This is a genomic window from Porphyromonas sp. oral taxon 278 str. W7784 (assembly GCF_000467855.2).
In the GTDB taxonomy this organism is placed as follows: domain Bacteria; phylum Bacteroidota; class Bacteroidia; order Bacteroidales; family Porphyromonadaceae; genus Porphyromonas.
This window is the reverse complement of record NZ_KI259222.1, coordinates 54,470-72,713: the sequence shown is the minus strand read 5'-3', so window position 1 is coordinate 72,713 and position 18,244 is coordinate 54,470. Positions and strand designations below refer to the sequence as shown.

13 protein-coding genes and 1 pseudogene are annotated in these 18,244 nt (G+C 53.0%); 4 read left to right on the top strand and 10 right to left on the bottom strand.

Annotated features, from left to right (window positions below; translation table 11 throughout):
• The 8 genes and pseudogenes from HMPREF1556_RS01760 to HMPREF1556_RS01725 form a co-directional block, all read right to left on the bottom strand.
• Positions 1–928: pseudogene (locus HMPREF1556_RS01760) on the bottom strand (hypothetical protein); the annotation flags it as partial.
• A gap of 25 nt (positions 929–953) precedes the next feature.
• Positions 954–2,294 (bottom strand): OmpA family protein, encoded by a 1,341-nt coding sequence (locus HMPREF1556_RS01755; protein ID WP_021666475.1) that lies wholly within the window; start codon positions 2,292–2,294, stop codon positions 954–956.
• 276 nt (positions 2,295–2,570) lie between these two features.
• Positions 2,571–2,768, bottom strand: coding sequence for a hypothetical protein (locus tag HMPREF1556_RS01750; protein WP_021666474.1), 198 nt, complete (start codon positions 2,766–2,768; stop codon positions 2,571–2,573).
• Positions 2,769–3,128: 360 nt separating this feature from the next.
• Positions 3,129–3,740 carry a LuxR C-terminal-related transcriptional regulator gene (locus HMPREF1556_RS01745; RefSeq protein ID WP_021666472.1) on the bottom strand — a complete coding sequence of 204 codons (612 nt, stop codon included), beginning with the start codon at positions 3,738–3,740 and terminating at the stop codon, positions 3,129–3,131.
• Positions 3,741–3,814: 74 nt separating this feature from the next.
• Entirely contained in the window at positions 3,815–4,534 is a 720-nt protein-coding gene (locus HMPREF1556_RS01740) for a hemerythrin domain-containing protein (protein WP_044125085.1), read from the bottom strand.
• 595 nt (positions 4,535–5,129) lie between these two features.
• Positions 5,130–6,020, bottom strand: a complete 891-nt coding sequence (locus HMPREF1556_RS01735) for a carbohydrate kinase (protein ID WP_021666470.1) — start codon at positions 6,018–6,020, stop codon at positions 5,130–5,132.
• Between the two features lie 67 nt (positions 6,021–6,087).
• Positions 6,088–6,942 carry a hypothetical protein gene (locus HMPREF1556_RS01730; protein ID WP_021666469.1) on the bottom strand — a complete coding sequence of 285 codons (855 nt, stop codon included), beginning with the start codon at positions 6,940–6,942 and terminating at the stop codon, positions 6,088–6,090.
• Positions 6,943–7,054: 112 nt separating this feature from the next.
• Positions 7,055–7,306, bottom strand: coding sequence for a YtxH domain-containing protein (locus HMPREF1556_RS01725; RefSeq protein ID WP_021666468.1), 252 nt, complete (start codon positions 7,304–7,306; stop codon positions 7,055–7,057).
• Positions 7,307–8,270: 964 nt separating this feature from the next.
• Between HMPREF1556_RS01725 and HMPREF1556_RS01720 the strand changes: the two genes are divergently transcribed.
• The 4 genes from HMPREF1556_RS01720 to HMPREF1556_RS01705 are packed head-to-tail and all read left to right on the top strand — an operon-like array spanning position 8,271 to position 15,481.
• Positions 8,271–11,384 carry a TonB-dependent receptor gene (locus HMPREF1556_RS01720; protein WP_021666466.1) on the top strand — a complete coding sequence of 1,038 codons (3,114 nt, stop codon included), beginning with the start codon at positions 8,271–8,273 and terminating at the stop codon, positions 11,382–11,384.
• Between the two features lie 29 nt (positions 11,385–11,413).
• Positions 11,414–13,048 carry a RagB/SusD family nutrient uptake outer membrane protein gene (locus HMPREF1556_RS01715; RefSeq protein ID WP_021666465.1) on the top strand — a complete coding sequence of 545 codons (1,635 nt, stop codon included), beginning with the start codon at positions 11,414–11,416 and terminating at the stop codon, positions 13,046–13,048.
• A gap of 12 nt (positions 13,049–13,060) precedes the next feature.
• Positions 13,061–14,089 carry a substrate import-associated zinc metallohydrolase lipoprotein gene (locus HMPREF1556_RS01710; protein ID WP_021666464.1) on the top strand — a complete coding sequence of 343 codons (1,029 nt, stop codon included), beginning with the start codon at positions 13,061–13,063 and terminating at the stop codon, positions 14,087–14,089.
• Positions 14,090–14,095: 6 nt separating this feature from the next.
• A complete protein-coding gene (locus HMPREF1556_RS01705; protein WP_083476362.1) occupies positions 14,096–15,481 on the top strand; it encodes a DUF4302 domain-containing protein in 1,386 nt (461 codons plus the stop codon).
• 507 nt (positions 15,482–15,988) lie between these two features.
• On the opposite strand, the gene HMPREF1556_RS01700 is transcribed toward HMPREF1556_RS01705, so the two are convergent.
• Positions 15,989–17,347: a DUF389 domain-containing protein gene (locus tag HMPREF1556_RS01700; protein WP_021666462.1), complete on the bottom strand. Its 1,359-nt coding sequence runs from the start codon at positions 17,345–17,347 to the stop codon at positions 15,989–15,991.
• 79 nt (positions 17,348–17,426) lie between these two features.
• On the bottom strand, positions 17,427–17,993 hold the full coding sequence (locus tag HMPREF1556_RS01695; protein ID WP_021666461.1) for a hypothetical protein: 567 nt from the start codon (positions 17,991–17,993) through the stop codon (positions 17,427–17,429).
• Positions 17,994–18,244: the final 251 nt, after the last annotated feature.

Genomic DNA, 18,244 nt, shown 5'->3' with positions numbered 1-18,244 from the left:
AAGCGTAATAGTCACCGAATTCGAGAGGAGTTCTAGCTCCGAGGTAGGCGTCTGACCACTCGACACTGAGACCGAGGTCAGTCGTCCCTGGGATAGGTGGTTTGCTGTTATTGATCTTGGCGATCAGCTCATCGAGCTTCTTGAGGATCTGGGCAAGAGCTTCAGCGGTAGCGGTCTTCCCTGCCTGTACTTCTTCGTAGAGGGTATTGACCGTAGAGGCAAGAGCCTTGATTTGGTCGAGAATCTTTCCCTGAGCCTCTCCATTGGCTTGGACTTGCTTGAGGAGCTCTTGCATCGCTGTGTCTAGAGCCCCAAGTCGGTCCTTGATGGTAGCTGTCTCAGTCTCGATAAGGGTCTTGAGGGCATTGAGCTTTTCGTTGAGGGTGATCGTCTGAGCATTGATCGTAGCTAGGATGAGGTTGATCTTCTCCTGCATCGACTTCTCCTTGCTATTGATCGCTTCTTGGATCTGCTTCAGCTTCTCAGCGAGTGTCCCGCCGAGCTTGTTGATGGCCTGAGTGATCTTCTTCACGGCCTCCTCTTGATTGAGCATATGATCCTCGATGGCCTTTGCGATGACCTGTAGCTTGTCCTCTAGAAGGAGCTTCTGAGATTCGATAGCCCCCTCGATGGCAGCGAGCTTCGTGTCCAGAGTGTTATTGACCGAGCCGAGGACCTCAAGGATCTTACCAAGGATTTCGCTACGGCTTGCATTCATGCTGTTGATGGCTTCGGTGATCTTCTTGATGGCCTCTTCACGCTTGAGGTTGCCATTGTTGATGGCCTCTACTACAGCAGAGAAGTCATTGGTCACGGAGACCCTGGTCGTATGGGTGATACTTGGAGCATCCTCCCGGCACGAGGTGAAGGAGGCAGGCAGTGCGGTGAGCAGTGCCAGAGCAACAAGTGATTTGAGTATTCGTTTCATAATGCTATTAGGATGCTAAGGGTGATTACTTCTTGATGGAGAGGGTGACGCGTCGGCCTTCAGCAGTAGGCTTACCATTACGTTCGCCGATAGCAAGCTGAGGGTTGAGATCATCGGCAGCGAAGCCTTCGAGTAGGAGGACACGGACGACTTCCTTCAAGCGACGGGTAGAGAGCTGCTGGTTGTAGTCAGTAGCACCAGGCGTACTAGCTTCGGCTAGCAGTTCGATCTTCTGCCCCTGAGCACTGCGGGCGAACTCCTTGAGACGCTCCAGCTCGACACGGCTGATCATGTAGCTGTCGTGAGCGAACTGTACGAAGTGTGCTGGCTGTGCTACGCCTGCTTCTGCCTCGCTGCAGTCGGCTAGACGACGCTCTAGGTCGGCGCAGAGACGCTCTGCTTCGGCACGAGCTTGTGCTTCACGGTCGGCACGAGCTTCGGCATCACGAGCAGCCTGCTGGAGGGCATTGAGCTGGTCGTTGAGCACAGAGATCTGCCCGCCGTAGTACTTCTTCAGGTGGTATGCTTCGCTGTGAACGAAGTTGTAGCGTAGGGTAGCTAGACCGAAGATGAGGTTCTTCGGAGAGATATCCTTACGATCGAGGATCCAGTCCATCTCACCCTTCAGACCGATGGTGAACTGTCGGGATACGTCGGCTTCGATATGTAGCGAAGCTGGGACATAGACGCTCTGGTAGCTCTCGTGGCGGTTCTTGGTCTGGACACGACCTGAGAAGGTCAGAGTCCCCTCATTGCTGATGCTCGTCCCGTCATAGAGGGGGATGGTCTTACCGCCTTGGGTGAGGGTATTGTTCAGCAGGAAGGTGTACTCATTCCCCTGAGCCATGGTGTAGCCTACACCCGAGCCGAGCCAGATATTCAGCCACTGAGCACCACGACGAGGCCAGAGCTCCATGAAGTTGAGGCCAAGACCTAGCTTAGCGTTGTGGAAGTTCATCAGATAGTTGCCATAGACCTTGATCGGCATCGTCCGTGCACTGAGGCTCGTCATACGCTGCTCACGGCGGTAGCGAGACCAGATGTATTCGGCGCCTACACGTATCCAGGGGCGGATGGTGAAGTCGATCCCTCCCCCTACAGCAGGAGACTGCTTGTAGCTGCGCTTGGCGTGAAGGCTGGGGTACCATACGTCGGTAGCCCAGGATAGGCCTCCTTGGGTGAAGATACTCCATGTGTTGGTGCGTAGCTCACTGTTGAGAGCTCGGGGCATCTGGTGTGTCCCCTCATCCATCGTCTGCGCCTGGGAGCCTATGGCTACGACCAGAGAGCAGAGAGCCGTGAGACCTACACGTGCCCATCGGTCACTGAGTGACGTGATGAGTCGGTTTGCTCGTTGTTTGTTCATGTTCGTTTGGAGTTAAATAGAGTTGATGCTATGTTGTCTTGTCTTTGAGCTCAGCTACTCCTCATATACTATATAGGAGGTATCCTAGTGCTACGAGGGGGATCATCCCTGTACTCTAAAGGGATCGTCCTTGTACACTATAGGGGGAGTTCTTGTGTCCTATAGGGATATCCTCGTACTGTATGGGAGCGTCCTTACATTATATATAGAGTAGGAGAGCTTGGAATCGGGAAGAGGGACTCACGAGTCGCTACTCGGAGGCGTGGTGGATGGAGGCTATTCTGGGGGCTTATCCTCCGTGTCTTCTGCTGAAGATGCGTTGTGCTTAGCTTTGTCCCCAGGCTTCACCTCACGACGATCGAGCTCGTCTTGGACGATCTCTCGTATCGTATCGAGGAGTCTAAAGCGATCCTCTGAATACTGTCTGCTCCGCCTCTGTCTGGAGGACGGAGTGTCATCTTCTTGTCGCTTCATGGTGCACTGAGATCTATGCGTTTGACTTCTGCTACAAAGCTAGGGAGATATGATGGGTATTCTCCTGTTGATTTTGGACAAAAAGCTGTCGTTTTCGGACATTCTTCACCTGAATATAGATGTCAGTTTAGGACAGCTTCGGTAGTTAATGCCTTGCTAGATAGATGATTGTATCGGACATCGCTATTGTGTAGCCTAAATTCTTCAGTCGTCGGAGGGGTGCGTGTGCTTGCAGATTACCCTACCGATACTAAAGATCAAGCCTTCCTCTGCACCTGCAGAGGAAGGCTTGATCTTATATAATAGGATCGGGTTGAGCGCTTGGGAGGAATGCCCTTGGCTGACGCTCGGATGCTCGTGCTAGAGATCTTGCTTGATGTCTTCGAGTTCGACGAGCTTATTCATGATGGCATAGATCGTCAGACCACTTGGACTGTGGATCTGTAGCTTCTTAGATATGTTGCGTCGGTGCGTGATGACGGTGTGGGTGGAGAGGTAGAGTTGGCCTGCGATCTCCTTATTCGTCATCCCCTTGACGACACAAATGATGATCTCCCGCTCGCGGGGAGTGAGTGCCTGTGAGTCTGTCGCAGGAGAAGTAGCTACCGATTCATTCTGCAGGAGGCGGTCGATCGTCTCCGATATCTGTAGAGGAGAGTCGGCGAGCTGTATGATCCCGTCGAAGTCCTTCAGTAGACTGGGGTCGTAGGCGCCGTAGCAGAGGGCGATGAACTTCGTGTGCTCGGGCAGGTGTGGCAGGGCAAGGCGGGGCGAAGGACCTGTAAGTAGTGGGTTGATGATGAAGATATCCGCAGAGATGACCGCTGCGATATCCTGCCACTCACGGCGGTTCTCATCGATCAGATAGATGATCTGAGCCTTGTAATGAAGGAGCTTGCGTAGCTGAGCCTCTAGTCCTGACCGGACAATAGCAGTGGGCTCGGCGACGGCTATCTTGATAGGAGTAACCATGGGGTCTGTATCGTGGGAGATGGTGTCAAGTGAGGGGGCGATCTCGTACGATCTGTCGGGTAGGTACGGACGGGCTAAGCCATCTTCTGCTCCAGATGTTCGATGAGGGGAGTGAAGATAGCGTCCTCGATGTAGTTATGACCAGCCAGGTCGATCTCTACGGTGAAGATGTCCTGGAGTACTGAAGTCATCTCGTAGCCAGAGGGAGCGGTGTAGTACTTGATCAGGAGATTCTTGAGCTCAGTGATCTTGAGTTCGATCTGATCATGTCGCTTGATGAAGATCCCTATATTGTAGTGGCTGTCTCGCTCGCCTGCCATGAGCTTGCGAGCATAGGGGAAGACCACCCGATCTTCGTAGCTCATATGCTTGCGCACTTCCTCTGCATACTCGTCGAAGAACCGACGGATCACGTAGGTTAAGTCTTGGGGACAGTTCGACATGGCTGATAGGAGCCGCTGTCTGATGGCTGGCAGACGGAAGTCTAAGAAGTACGAGTGCGAGTTCGTCAGGTACTTGAGCAGACTGTCTAAGTGTACGGAGGCGATCTGCTCGGGAGTCGGATCGTAGTTCTCTATGATCGAGCTATTGAGTAGTAGTAGTAGCGTCTTGGTATCTACGTGATGCTCCTGGCAGATCTGCCCGATACTCTTATCTCCGAAGCCTAGAGGTATCCCGCAGCGTGATATGATGAGCAGGGCTGCCGAGCTACTGAGGATGACGTCGCTCATACGTGAATGTGCGGTGAAGGGAGTGGCAAACGCATGTCCCTGGAGATGTCTATAGGAATTCATTGATCGGAATAGTTGATTTAGTACGACGGACTCCACAGTGGGCAGTCCTGAAGGATACAGAGCAAAGGTAGCCTATTCCCCCTCCCTGTACAATCCACGAAAGTAGGTAGATAAACGAAAGATAATCATGATAAATAGGTATTGTAGCCTCGTCTACGAAGCTCTACCTTTGCATTGTGAGAGTGATACAACTCTGTGTAGTGTAGCATCAGCTCTTGTAAATAGTAAACCGTTTAAGTGATAAATCGAATGACCTGGCTATCTCGGGAGAGATGGTCAGGTTAGTTTTTATACCCCCCTGAGCCCCTTCGTAGAGATCGGGTAGGGAGGAGAAGGCTGGTCAGGGAGCGCTGTTAGAAGGTAGAAGGTGCGCCGTCAAAAGTAAGCAGAAGCTCCAGCGGTAATAGCGCTTGTCCCCTTCAGGAAGAGAAGCATGCGCCTTCAGAAGATGGAGGGACTCGCTTCAGAAGATGGAGGGACTCGCTTCAGAAGAAAGCAGAAGCTCTATCAATAGATGAGGCCCGTGTCTTCAGGTAAAGAAGGGTGCACCTTCAGGAGAATGAAGGTGCACCTTCGACGGACAGAGAGGGAGCAATCAGTCTCGCTCCTCCAGATATTCCTTAAACTCTTCGGGTAGTGTCGGCATAGCTCCGTGGTGGGAGCAGACGAAGGCGGCCACACGGGTGGCTAGGGCGACGGCCTCCAGTAGGCAGCGTCCAGCCAGAAGTGCCGAGACGAAGCCCGCTGTGAAGGAGTCTCCTGCCCCGACAGTATCTGCGATCTTCACCCGAGCAGAGGGATGATAGACGCTTCCCTTAGGGTGATAGATGTTGCATCCATCCGCTCCACGGGTCAGGATCACGGCCTGTAGGGCATAGCGCTCTAGGATAGCTCGGCAGATCTCTTCCATCGAACCCTCGAGACCAAGTAGCTGTCCGAGTATGGGTACCTCTTCATCATTGAGCTTCAGCAGGTCAGCGTGCTCCAGAGAAGCATGGACGATCTCGTAGGTATAATAGTGGAGGCGGATGTTGATGTCGAAGATGCGCAGGCTCCCTATAGGCATGGCCTCGAGGAAGCGCTGTATGGTCGAGGCCGATCGTGGTGAGCGCTGGGCAAGCGAACCGAAGCAGACCGCGTCGGTACGCCGAGCCAGAGCCTCCAGCTGGTCGGTATACTCGATGTAGTCCCAGGCTACGCCTTCGGAGATCTCATAGGAGGGGACGCCTCCTTCGCTGAGGGTGACCAGGACGGTACCCGTAGGATGCTCATTCTCCTGTAGTATGGTCTGCAGTTCCCGTGTGTGAAGTTGGTCCTTGATTTCCGCACCGAGGCTATCTCTACCGATAGCACTGATGGAGTAGGCTTCGTGGCCGAGTTGCTGACAGTGGTAGGCGAAGTTGGTCGGTGCACCTCCAAGGGCTTTGCGGTCTGGGAAGACGTCGAAGAGTAGTTCGCCGATCCCGACGATGGTGTACTTCTTCATATACCTTATATAATTATGTATAGGGAGAGTCGAGTGGGTGTAGCTGGGAGAGGGAGTGCGGGCGCTCCTAGTATCTACGACGGGAGGAGTGCCGGCCCTTAGCGAGCTTGCCCGAGAAGAGTCTCAGTAGAAGGCCCTGCGCTTGACCTGCTAGGATGCCGAAGAGTGTAGGACTGAGGAAGTCCCATGCCATGAGCATGTAGGGGACGTATTTGGCTAGTTTCCCCTTGGGTTGCTTGTCCTGCTCGTGGGGTCTCTTGCTGAAGAGGTGCGAATGCTCTGGAGCCTTGTAGCCGAGTCGCTCTAGTAGGTTGCCTAGCACTGGGATGCTGGCGACGCAGTAGAGGGCTTCGTCACGGACGTAATCGGAGATGATCTCCCGACGGTGGTCACGGAGATAGGTCATCCCACGTACGACTTGGGGGAACGTATCATCTTGGAGGAGGAGCGTCTGGTAGCGAGTCTGCTCGAGGACAAGGTAAGATCCGCCGTTGCGTACCGAGCGTGCCGGGCTGTTGTACTTCTGTCTCCGGAGGTAGGGTATGAGATCTAGGCGTAGATTGATACGCTTGGTCTCGGCCAGAGCCTTGCGTGCCACGACATCTCTCACGCCCTTGGTGATCCAGGGACGGATAAGTACGACCAGCAGGATGAGTACTAGATAGCCGGCTGCTAGGTAGAGGAAGCCCAGAGCAGGCGAAGATTCGCTCCAGCTGGCGAGTGCGAAGCCCAGCGCTATATTGAGCGCCAGGAAGAGGAAGAAGGCAAGTAGAGCCACGATCCCCCAGAAGACCAGCGAGGAGGCTCCACGGGCTACAGCGCCTCCTACTGAGAGGGCTGTGATGTCTATCCGCTCTCGGGAGAGAGCTGTCAAGTGATGGGCTAGCTGCGAAAGGGAAAATCCGCTATTCTGTGACTTCATAGAGCTTCGTACTGCGAGGGGATGGGTAAGCTAAGAGGCGAATACGCCGAGATCTACGTGCGAGAAGTAGCGCCTATCTACGGGTATTCGCCTCTTGATTGGGCTGAGGAGGCTAGTCGTTGCCTTCGATCTCATCGAGCAGATCGTTGGTCTCTTCGGTGAGCTTATTGCGATAGCGATTGTAGCGATCCTTTGCTTCGTAGTATCCTTCGACGATACTGTCGCGGGCACGCTCTACAGAGCTGGAGAAGTTGTCAGCGAAAGCTTCACGCTTACGACGGTCAGAGAAGTAAGCTGCAGCAGCACCTGCGGCTGCCCCGATGAGGATACCGAGGACGAAATTGCCATTTGAGCACTTAGACATAATCCTATTCGATTAGAGATTAATAATGTATGAACAACGTAAAGGTAAGATTATTTCCTGATTTTTGCTAGTCCCCGCCCGCTCCACCTGCCTGTACTTCCCTCAAAGATCGGTCGGGATCGGCTCCCCGAGAGCAGGTCATGTGCTCCGAAGAGGTCGGTGCTTGGCGGGGAAGTCCCTGTATCTGCCCCTTGGCTCTTCAGCCTAGGGTGGGGGAGCTGGCAGGTCGTCCCGCCTCTCTCTTTCTGCACAGCTTCGCCCGATTACTTGTCATGACGGGTATCCTAATGGGTAATTTCTCCGATCATTACGGCTAATCGTATGAGTGATTACGGGCAATGGATATGCTGGGGACGGATAGTAGATCACTTCGCCGTGGGAGGCGCTCCCGATCGTCTCCCACGGGTCGGAGCACTATGTCGATAGAGCCGCTTGCCGATCGCCTTGCGTCGTTTCCTCTTTTAGAGGAATGTGCGAGGCGATTTTCATGCTTTCGACTCCCCTGCATCGGGTGATCGCTCCAGATCTTCGTCGTTGTCGATTCGGCTGGACAATATCACGAGATAAGGATTTGCGGAAATATGTAAAGACTCGGTAATAACTGAAAATTCGTCTTTTCGTCTAATTAAACCCTTGATTTTAGTCAAAATGCCTGATTTTCCCCGCTCGGTAGAGGGGCGTCCGAAGGTGATCTCGGGGCAGACCGTCCGAAATCGGCTTCGGATTGAACCATAATTTTTGTAGATGGTTCACGGCGCATAATGTTTGGTTTACTAAGATTCTTGGCTTGGTATATTGATGGATCTTGGCATAATGACGGGAATTTTGTCTAGATTGAGTAAATAAAATACGTTAATTAAATAATTAAGGAACTCTGGTTGTTAAATGACGTTGCTCTATCTAGGCTTTTCTTTATTTTTGTCCCGCAATCAGCACAAAACAAATACAGCATCAAGATTAGATTATGCTTACTAAACTACGTAGTCTCATCGCCTGCCTGATCCTAGCGATCGTCAGTACACTGCCTGTGTGTGCTCAGATGATCTTGGTACATGGTAAGGTCGTGGACCAATCGGGAGCTCCGCTCTCGGGTGTATCCATCACCGCCAAGCAAGACGCATCTAAGCGTACGCACTCAGCGACGGACGGGACTTTCTCGATCCAGGTGGCTGAAAAGACCGTGCTCGTCTTCGCTCTCAACGGGAAGAAGACTGTGGAGCTGCAGGCCTCAGCAGACTCTCTGCGCGTCAAACTTGAGAATGAAGTCCACGCCGCTGGCGTCACAACGATGCGTCAGGCTACTTCTGTCAAGAGCACCTATTACCCTCTATGGGTCATCGATGGTGTGATATACAAGGAGGATAAAGACTTCAATGTCGCCGACCTTGCATCGCCAGAAGCTAAGCGACTCATCGCTGCTGCTCTGCCAGGTCTCTCAGAAAGTGACATCCAGAGCTTCCAAGTCATCAACGACGCTTCTGCTACGGCACTCTACGGTCAACGTGCGCTCGGGGGCGTCATCTCGGTACGCACCAGCAAAGCAGGGCAAGGGACGAACTCCTTCACCTACCAAGCCGAGCTGACTTACCGTGCCATCCCCTCCTATCGTGACTACAACATCATGAACTCTCAGGACCAGATGGCCGTCTTCAATGAGATGGCTAATGGTAAGAGTCTTGACAACGAAGCCGTCTTCATCGCCTCTCAGTATGGCGTCTACGGCTACCTATACAATAGTATATACAACTATAATGATGCTACTGGCCAGTATCGTGTACTCAATACCGATGCTGGTCGTGCTGCTTATCTACGTGCAGCTGAGCTCCGTAATACAAACTGGTTCAAGGAACTCTTCCAGCACAGCATCCGCCATCAGCACACGCTGACCTTCTCTACCGGTACGCAGAAGGCGAACTACTACGCTTCGCTCAATGCTAACCTAGACCCAGGGTGGAATAAGTATGAGAACTCTCAGGCGTATTCCTTCAACTTCAATGCCGACTTCAAGCCATTCAAGGGCTGGAGCTTCGGTATCCGCTCTACCGCTTCCTACTCCAAGGTGCACTATGGCGGTGACTGGCGCCCCGGTAGCTATGCTCCTACTGCTAGCCGTACGCTAGATCCCAACGCTTTCTACGCATACGACTACACGCCGTTTAATATTAAGCACGAGCTCCAGCACAATACTCGTGACTACAAGACGGCTAACCTGACCATACAGGCCACGATCGACTGGCAGCCCATCACGCAACTTCGCTTCTCACTACTCGGTGCACTCCGCTACCGTGACCAGTATGGCGTCACCGACCGTGATGAGCAGTCCAATCAGTCTCAGGTATACCGCAACATCAGCAAGAGTGTCATCCGAGAAAATAATAGCTACCTCTACAAGCCACTAGATAATCCTACGGCCATCCCACAAATAGTCATGCCCTATGGTGGTATTCGCAATTCGCAGAATATCATCGATGAGCGCTACGACGGACAGGCTAAGGTGCACTACAATGATAGCTTCGGTAGCAATGGTCAACACAGTATCTCCGCTGTCGGTGGCCTAGAAGTCTTCGAAGAGCGTCACCTCAATGAGTGGTTCGATGCCTATGGGGTCAACTACAATCTCGGCTACATGACCACCTATTCACCACTACTCTTCACGAATCTTCGTAATAAGAGCAAGCAGTATTACAGCATTCACCCCACGCTCAATCGTGGTGTCTCCTTCGTCGGTAACGTAGACTACACCCTCCTCGGGCGCTATCGTCTGAATGCTTCTTACCGTCGTGAAGGGACGAATCAGTTTGGACGTGCTCGCACGATTCGATGGATCCCCACCTGGAATGTCGGTGGTACTTGGACGATCGATCAGGAAGCTTTCTTCCCAAGTCTCCGTCCACTCTCCTCGCTCTCTATGAATCTCTCCTATGGGATGTCAGGGACGATCCCCTTCGTTCACAATGCACTCCCTCGTCTGAAGACGCTACTTCCCTTCTTCGGGGATGCTAATCTCATCGAGCCTGGTCTATATATCAATGAGCCTGCTAACTTCAATCTCACCTATGAGAAGATGTATGAGCTCAACTGGGGTATTAATTTCGGGCTCTTCGACGAACGTATTTCGGCTGGTCTTACCCTGTTCAATCGTCAGGGACGTGACCTAGTCGACCAGGTGAATCCTCAGGGAACCGGTGGCTTTGTCGATGGACTCTACGGTAATGTGGCTCAGATGGAGTCTAAGGGTGTCGAAGTATCGCTGACCACTCAGAACGTCCGCACGCGTGACTTCTCTTGGTCTACCTCGATCACCTACACGCACAATACCAACAAGGTCACGCGACTCAACACCAATCCTTCGGTCACTAACCTCACCGATGGCGCTGCTCGCCAGGGCTATCCTCTGAATGCGCTCTTCTCGATTCCCTTCTACAAGCTCGACGAGAACGGCCATCCCCGCTTCTATCTTCCTTCTGGTGCTGACGTCTTACCTGATGGTCGCCACATCACTAGCCCGAAGACAGGGGGGCAGGTAGAATGGACTGCATACGCTCCTAACGAGATCGACTACCTTGTTTATTCCGGTACGAAGACGCCTACTGACTTAGGTGGGATCAACAATAGCTTTAGCTATAAGAACTTCCGTCTTGGTGTCTACATCTACTATTCTTTTGGAGCAGTGATGCGTCTACCTGAGCAGTTCGCTACTCAGTACAATGACCACCAGGTCATGGGTAAGGAATTCAACCGTCGTTGGCTCCGTACTGGAGACGAAGAGCGCACGAATGTCCCTGTGATCGCTACTGATGCGCACCGTCAGGCTAACCCTTATCTGAGCAACGCTTACACGAACTACAACAAGTCTGATGTACGTGTCGCCAAGACCGATTACATCCAGCTGCGTGACATCTCTCTGAGCTACACCGTGCCCAAGACCTTCGTCAATCGTCTGCGTCTGTCGTCACTGGCTCTGAAACTACAGGCATCCAATGTCGCTCTCCTCTATGCTGACAAGAAGCTCAACGGTGCTCTGCCCTATGGCTATCAGCCACACTCCTACATCTTCACCGCTACTGTCGGACTCTAGTCATCGATAGTGTAAAGGATCTATATAGAATGAAGAAGTCATCATTCAGCCTGCTAGGTCTGGCATTGGTCGCTAGCTCTGTCTTCGGGATGAGCTCTTGTGAGAAGTTCCTCGACGAGAATCCTGACGGACAATATGTCGAAGGTAACACCCCTTATAAGATCAGCCGCTTCCTGACCTATGCTTATCCACTAGCTTCTCTAGCTAATATCTCAGAGCTCTCGTCTGATAATACCTACGAGGACGAGACACGTAACCCCTATCGTCAGGACTTCCACGACTTCGCTGTGTATTGGAAGCCCATCACTACCACGGATGGAGTCGCCTACTACGATGGGACGCTCAAGCTCTGGGAGTCTTACTACTATGCGATCGCTCAGGCAAACGAAGTGCTGACACTGATCGAAGAGACTCAGAACTTCGGTGAGCGCAACATGGCCTCTCGAGGCGAAGCGCTAGCTGTACGTGCTTGGTCGCACTTCCAGCTCGCCAATGTCTTCTGCCTGCCCTACAACTTCGACGGTCAGGGTGGTGCGACGAACCTCGGGATTCCTTATATCGCAGAGCGTGTCACGACCATCCTCCCCGACTATCCTCGTGGTACCGTCAAGGAGACTTATGAGCAGATCGAGAAGGATCTACTGGCAGCGATCCCACTTCTAGAGAAGTACAACGTCTACCAGAACGATATCCGTCGCTTCCACTTCACGGCAGAGGCTGCCTATGCATTCGCTGCTCGCTTCTACCTCTACTACAATAAGCCCGAGAAGGCTAAGGAATATGCTGACAAGCTACTTGGAAGCAATCCCGCTACTAGCCTACGTAACTGGGCCGGTGACTACTTAGGCATCGACGCTGCTAATGCCAATGCGAAGGCGCTTACCTATTATCGACCCACGAATCAGGCTAATCTCCTGGTGGTCTCACTGTACAGCAACTTCCAATTCGTAGTATCTGCGGGCGAATTCTTCACGAACTCTCGCTACACGCACTCTAATAAGTGCGCCTCTGACGAGACACTCTGGAAGAATATCTGGAATGTCGGGCGTAATCGTGACGAGTACAACTTCGCCCCCTATATCTATGATAAGGTATATATCGATAAGGTCTATCAGCCTAAGATGCCTATCCTGGATTCCTATCGTACTGTCGAGGTCCAACTTACGACAGACGAAGCGCTCATCAACCGTGCAGAGGCTAAGATTCGTCTCGGTGATCTCTCGGGTGGGCTAGAAGATCTCAACACCTGGTCCAATAACTATCTCCGCTCGGGTGTCGCTAAGCGTACCTTCACTCAGGACGAAATCGTAGCCTACTACAAGGCACTTCCCTATGCTGACAAGACGACTCGCTCGCCTAAGAAGCATCTGACGAAGGCACACTTCAAGCTACACGACGGCTCTTCTATCACAGAGGGCACCGCTACAGAAGCTCTTCTGCAGTACGTCCTCCAGTGTCGCCGCATACTCACACTACACGAAGGTCTCCGCTGGCAGGATATCAAGCGCTTCGGTATCGATGTCTACCGCTGGAAGAAGATTGATGCTGGTGCTGACACCTTCGCTGTCCCCGAGGATGGGGTCCTTCTAGGTACGGATCTTCGTCAGGCTATCGCTCTGCCTCAGCAGGCTGTCGTCGGCAAGATTCAGCAGAACCCACGCTAATGCTATACGGCTATGAAACTATTCAATAAGATCATTGCACCGCTTCTCCTGTCGGCATCTCTCATGAGTTGCGGTTCTTCTTCGGATGAGGTAGACCCCACTCGCCCGATCTTCTCGCCGCTGGATACGACGACGATGACCGAGGTCCAGAAGTACGTACAGAACTATTTCGGGAAGAAGTTCAATGTAGATATCCGCTACAACTATGAGGACCGCCTGGCGAGTAACCTCTATAAGCTCGGTCCTGCCTCAGAAGCTCAGGCGCTGAAGTATATCAACCTCATGCGCTATACCTTCTTCGAGGTCTACGAGAAGGTCGCTCCCAAGGGATTTGCTGAGCGACACACGATCAAGCAGCTTGTACTCTTCGGTACACTTGGCTATGGTCCTACACAGAATCTCCTTGGGGAAGCTCCGTTTGGGATGATCCAGGTCTATGACATCAATAGACTCACCATCCCCTACTACGATGATCCTAACTACGAAGCTTCCTCATTCAACTACTACTATCAGCGTGCTCGAGATAACTATATCCAGACGCTCTACCACGAGTCGGCTCATACGCTCCACCAGGATACACCTGTCCCAGAGGAGTTCATCAAGCTGACGATCTCCGACTATCAGCAGGATAATGCGTTCTCTTACTGGTATACCCGTGGGATTTCTTCGCTAGTGGCAGGCTTCATCTCGGATTATGCGAGCAAGAGCCCCGAAGAAGACTTCGCCGAGCTCTATGGTACCTATATGGTACTCCTACCTGATGAGTGGGAGAATCTGATGGTCCAGGCAGACAAGAAGTATAAGCCAGAGTCTCGCTATACCGGACGTCAGATCCTGGAGCGTAAGCTGACCATCATGAAGGAATATCTGAAGACCAACTACCATCTCGATATCGATGTCGTCCGTGCTGAGGCAAATAGCCGTATATCTGCTATGGCGAACTATACGAAGTTCCCTTCCCTGGACGACTACTATAAGTTCATTGAGAAAGACTTCTCGAAGCTTCCTCCCTCTTATTTCTCTACTATCCCTAAAGACTAGACTGCTATGAGACGTTATTTTGCTTGGGCTCTAGGAGCCATGGCACTATTCTCCTCCTGCCAGATGTATGACAATCTGCCCGTGGGGGACGATAAGCCAGCTCTCTATCTGACAAAGGAGATGGGGAAGCTGAACGACCTACTGATAGGTAATGAACATGGATGGGGCCTCGTGCTTCTGCCAGGTAGCTACCAGTATGGTGGTATCAATATCGCCTTCAAGTTCCATAAGGGTGGGGCAGTAGAGTCCTTCTCCGAGGATCTTGACTATGTCGTCAACTCCAGCTATCGTATCTATAATACGGCAGGTATCCGCTTGACGTTCGATACGCGCAATCCAGCTCTGGGCCGATATGCTGAACCTCGCAACACGCTCCTCCAGGGGCTGGAGGGTGACTTCGAGTTCACCTTCGGCAAGGTGAGTGCCAATCAGGACACCATCGAGCTTGTCGGCGCCTACAGTCGTAATAAGATGCAGCTCGTTCGCCTGAAGGAGGACGCTCAGTCTTATATCAATAAGATCAAGGATATCCGTAATGCCGTCTATGGCAAGGCGCTGGCTACGACGACGATTGGTGGAGAGCAGGTCAAGATGTCCGTCTTCGGCCTCATCCGTCAGCTACAGGTCAAGGTCGGCTCTGCTGAGGAGCGCCTCATCCCTATCCACTTCTCTACTGAGGGTATCGAAGTCATCGCCCCTGAGGATCTGATCGATGATCGTGACGCTAAGCAGGGCAAGGTCGGTCAGATCGGTACCGAGCTCCTTCGTCGGATCAAGATCCAGAAGGAAGGGGATAGCTATCATGCCGTCACTCCTTCGGGGCAGAAGGTAGAGATACAGTCGACGGCCTATGACTTCACGAAGTACAAGGTCCGCACCTTCTTCTATGAATACTGGTGTGGTGATGCTGTCCGTGATGTCATGAACCGCATCAACGGCGTCAAGTATCAGTCTGGTCCCAACGAGGGGCAGGATAGTATCGTCGGTGATGTAGTGAATGACGCCTACTATACGAGTCCCTTGAACGAGTTCGCTTACTTCGGTCGTACCGATGGCGGTGACCACAAGATCTCTCTCCGGCGCTCGAGCTCTTGGCTGAGCTATTTCCTTGACTTCGCTCCAGCTAGCGATGATCCCAGCCAGATCTACATCCGTAAGTTCGTGCAGAATGGTGATGACTGGCGCTACAATCGCAATGCCATGCAGCGTATGGTCAATGCGTTTGCTGACAACTCTCCTTACAAGGTCTCCGTGGAGCATTATAATGGCAACGATGAGTATCGTATCACCTCCGTGGCGAATGAGAAATTCTGGATGAGCATGTCTGGCTTCTACGACCCTGGGCATTCGATTGATGATATGCCGGTCTATCTGAACGGGCATAAGTTCTAAGAGATCGCTCTCTACCTTACGGCAAAGCCCCAGCGTACCGAAGTTGTACGCTGGGGCTTCGTCATATCTGTCGCTGATGAAGCACAAAAGGCATCTGTCTTCGGTGAAGTAAAAAACACTTCTTCCGCAGCTAGTTAAGTTCCCTTGCGGAAGGCGCAAAATTTCCTTCCGCAAGAAAAAAAAATTTCCTTGCGCATAGAAATTTTCCTGCGTGCGCACGGAGATTTTTCGCCCTCCGTAAGGAAGCATTTTTCCTTCCTCAGAGCAATCTTTTTTCCTTCGAAGGAAAAGGAGCTTTCCTACCTTGGAAAAAGAATTTTCCTGCGTTGGAAAAGACGTTTTCCCTCGAAGGAAAGAATCCCTCCGTTCGAAGGGAAAAGACCTTCGTCGTGTACTGAAAGAAGCGAATAGGGGGGCGGGATATACCCGCCCCCCTATTCGCTTCTTTCGTTGCTCCACTGGGAAGTCGGGGGCGACTCCGGTGGAAGGGTGATGGAAGCACTCGTGCTACTTCTCGGGAGTTGGCTTGGTGATGAAGACGAGGCTATCCGCTGGAACACGAGCCTTGAACCACTGCTGGAGCTTGGCTTGCTCGGGGGCAGGGAGCGCCTTGCCTGATTCTAAGCCCAGAAGTACGGCGATGTAGCGAGAGGAGAGCGTCGTGTCGGTCTGAACTTCGACGACAGGAGCGAGGCTAAGCGAGCGAACGCTGGGGAAGAGTACCGCCAGCTCGGAGCGCAGTTCGCGAGCATACTCCTCGTAGAGGCCGTATTCGGAGAGGCGCTCTGCTAGAGCGGAGTTCTCCGTCGATAGTTCGAGGAGCTTCTGATGGTCGCTTGCTTGGGTCGAGGTATGCTGTTCGAGCTGAATACTTCGTGCAAGAAGGCTGTCGGACTGCACGCCTTGGATGACATTTAGCTGGAAGCCCGAGAGCCCATAGCTGGCCAGTCGCCCTTCGGCTACTCGCTGTAGGGAGTCGGAGATCTCACGGCCGACGGCCACGATACGGAGCGTCCCGCCCTGGCGGTCAGCCGAAGAGGTGAGGATCTGCGTGCCCGACTGGGAGAGTTCGCTAGTGACGAAGCGGTGGACATTATTCTCGAAGATGCTCGTGCGGATGATATTCACCGTCATCACGACAGCAGGGGCGATGGTGGCTATCACCACTACCGAGAGGATTCGCTTAGCCTTCTTGGCCCGCTCAGCGGTGAGGAAGCTGTGCGCTGGGAACTTCATCATCCGCACGCCTATCGCAGTGGCCAGGCTGATGAATACCGTGTTGATGAAGAAGAGATAGATGGCTCCGAGGAAGAAACGTAGACTCCCCGAGGCGATCCCATAGCCAGCGGTGCAGAGTGGTGGCATCAGGGCGGTGGCGATAGCGACACCTGGCAGGACATTGCCACTCTTACCGCCTCGGGTCGAGAGGGCGATGATCCCCGCCGCTCCCCCGAAGAAGGCGATCAGCACGTCGAAGACCGTCGGCGAAGTACGTGCCAGGAGCTCCGACTGTGCGTCCCCGAGCGGGCTGATCAGGAAGTAAATCGTAGCCGTCAGGACGCTGATGACGGTGGCGATACTGAAGTTCTTCGCAGCTCTCTTCAGGAGATCGAGGTCATAGATCCCCACAGCCAGGCCCATGCCAATGATGGGACCCATCAGCGGGGATATGAGCATCGCTCCGATGATCACCGCAGTGGAATTGACATTCAGCCCCAGCGAGGCTATGAAGATCGCCGTGATCAGGATCCATAGATTGGCACCACGGAAGGAGATGCCCTTAGTGATCTCGGAGACGATATATTGCTTCTCCTCGAGGTCAGGGCGGATGTTGAAGTAGACGCGTATGGGTCTAAGGATATTCATAGGATGAGAAGGGTTGGAGCTAAGGCAAGGAAGGAGAAGCTAGCGGGTATTCGCCTTCGATCCTTAGCGCAAGAGTGAGTTAGTTGGCTTGTGATCGGTGGAGCTTGTAGCCAAGAAGGTTGAGACTAAGAGCTATACCTAGGCGATATAGGGCGTAGAGCGTACGGCCATAGAGCTGAAAGGCAAGAGGCGTCGACGGCTCAGCTCGCTCGTGCATCAAGGCACTGTAGGCTTGCTCCGTGGCACGGCGGAGGAAGGCGGTATAGCGCTTGGCTTCGTCGCTTTCCTTACGCAGGCCGATCGCTTCCTCTAGGACGTACTCGTCTAGCTCGTCCCAGCCTCGGGCGTCACGTATCTGCTGGTAGAGTTCGCCAGCCGGGATCGCTCCGTACTGCTCCCAGTCGCTGTCCCAGAGTGCTGCCATCGCCATCCCGACGAAGGCTATCCAGCCCAGCGATACGAGCGGATACTGCTCGAAGTCTGGGACAGCATCGCCGAGATAAGCCTGAGTGAGCTCGGGGAAGAGCGCTGTGAGGTCGTCGGTCTCGAGGAGTTGCTTCCCGAGTAGCCCTTCCTCTTCGGCTAGACGTAAGAGAAGGCGCTCTAGAGCTTCGGTATAGGGTTGGAGTTTTTCTGCTTCGTTCATGCTGTGATTGATGCTTGGGTGAGGGGATCGGACGGGGCTTGAGTCGCCTGTCTTAGGGCTATTCATTCGCCTCTTTCCCCTTAGCTCTAGGGAAAGAGCAGGAAGAGGCGAACGTCATGACAGCTCAAGTCCAGCTCGATCACCTGTGAAGTTGGCGGTGATTACTAGTGATCGATGGGGAAGATGCGATTCGTTCGTCGGAGAATCGTGAGGAGGCAGGCACGCCTTAGCCATCAGAAAGCAGTCGAGGT

Excerpts from the sequence above, each read along its gene's own strand:
- HMPREF1556_RS01750 (WP_021666474.1), bottom strand. The coding sequence starts at position 2,768 with ATGAAGCGACAAGAAGATGACACTCCGTCCTCCAGACAGAGGCGGAGC.
- HMPREF1556_RS01715 (WP_021666465.1), top strand. The coding sequence starts at position 11,414 with ATGAAGAAGTCATCATTCAGCCTGCTAGGTCTGGCATTGGTCGCTAGC.
- HMPREF1556_RS01725 (WP_021666468.1), bottom strand. The coding sequence starts at position 7,306 with ATGTCTAAGTGCTCAAATGGCAATTTCGTCCTCGGTATCCTCATCGGG.
- HMPREF1556_RS01740 (WP_044125085.1), bottom strand. The coding sequence starts at position 4,534 with ATGAATTCCTATAGACATCTCCAGGGACATGCGTTTGCCACTCCCTTC.
- HMPREF1556_RS01730 (WP_021666469.1), bottom strand. The coding sequence starts at position 6,942 with ATGAAGTCACAGAATAGCGGATTTTCCCTTTCGCAGCTAGCCCATCAC.
- HMPREF1556_RS01700 (WP_021666462.1), bottom strand. The coding sequence starts at position 17,347 with ATGAATATCCTTAGACCCATACGCGTCTACTTCAACATCCGCCCTGAC.
- HMPREF1556_RS01710 (WP_021666464.1), top strand. The coding sequence starts at position 13,061 with ATGAAACTATTCAATAAGATCATTGCACCGCTTCTCCTGTCGGCATCT.
- HMPREF1556_RS01705 (WP_083476362.1), top strand. The coding sequence starts at position 14,096 with ATGAGACGTTATTTTGCTTGGGCTCTAGGAGCCATGGCACTATTCTCC.
- HMPREF1556_RS01735 (WP_021666470.1), bottom strand. The coding sequence starts at position 6,020 with ATGAAGAAGTACACCATCGTCGGGATCGGCGAACTACTCTTCGACGTC.
- HMPREF1556_RS01755 (WP_021666475.1), bottom strand. The coding sequence starts at position 2,294 with ATGAACAAACAACGAGCAAACCGACTCATCACGTCACTCAGTGACCGA.
- HMPREF1556_RS01720 (WP_021666466.1), top strand. The coding sequence starts at position 8,271 with ATGCTTACTAAACTACGTAGTCTCATCGCCTGCCTGATCCTAGCGATC.
- HMPREF1556_RS01695 (WP_021666461.1), bottom strand. The coding sequence starts at position 17,993 with ATGAACGAAGCAGAAAAACTCCAACCCTATACCGAAGCTCTAGAGCGC.
- HMPREF1556_RS01745 (WP_021666472.1), bottom strand. The coding sequence starts at position 3,740 with ATGGTTACTCCTATCAAGATAGCCGTCGCCGAGCCCACTGCTATTGTC.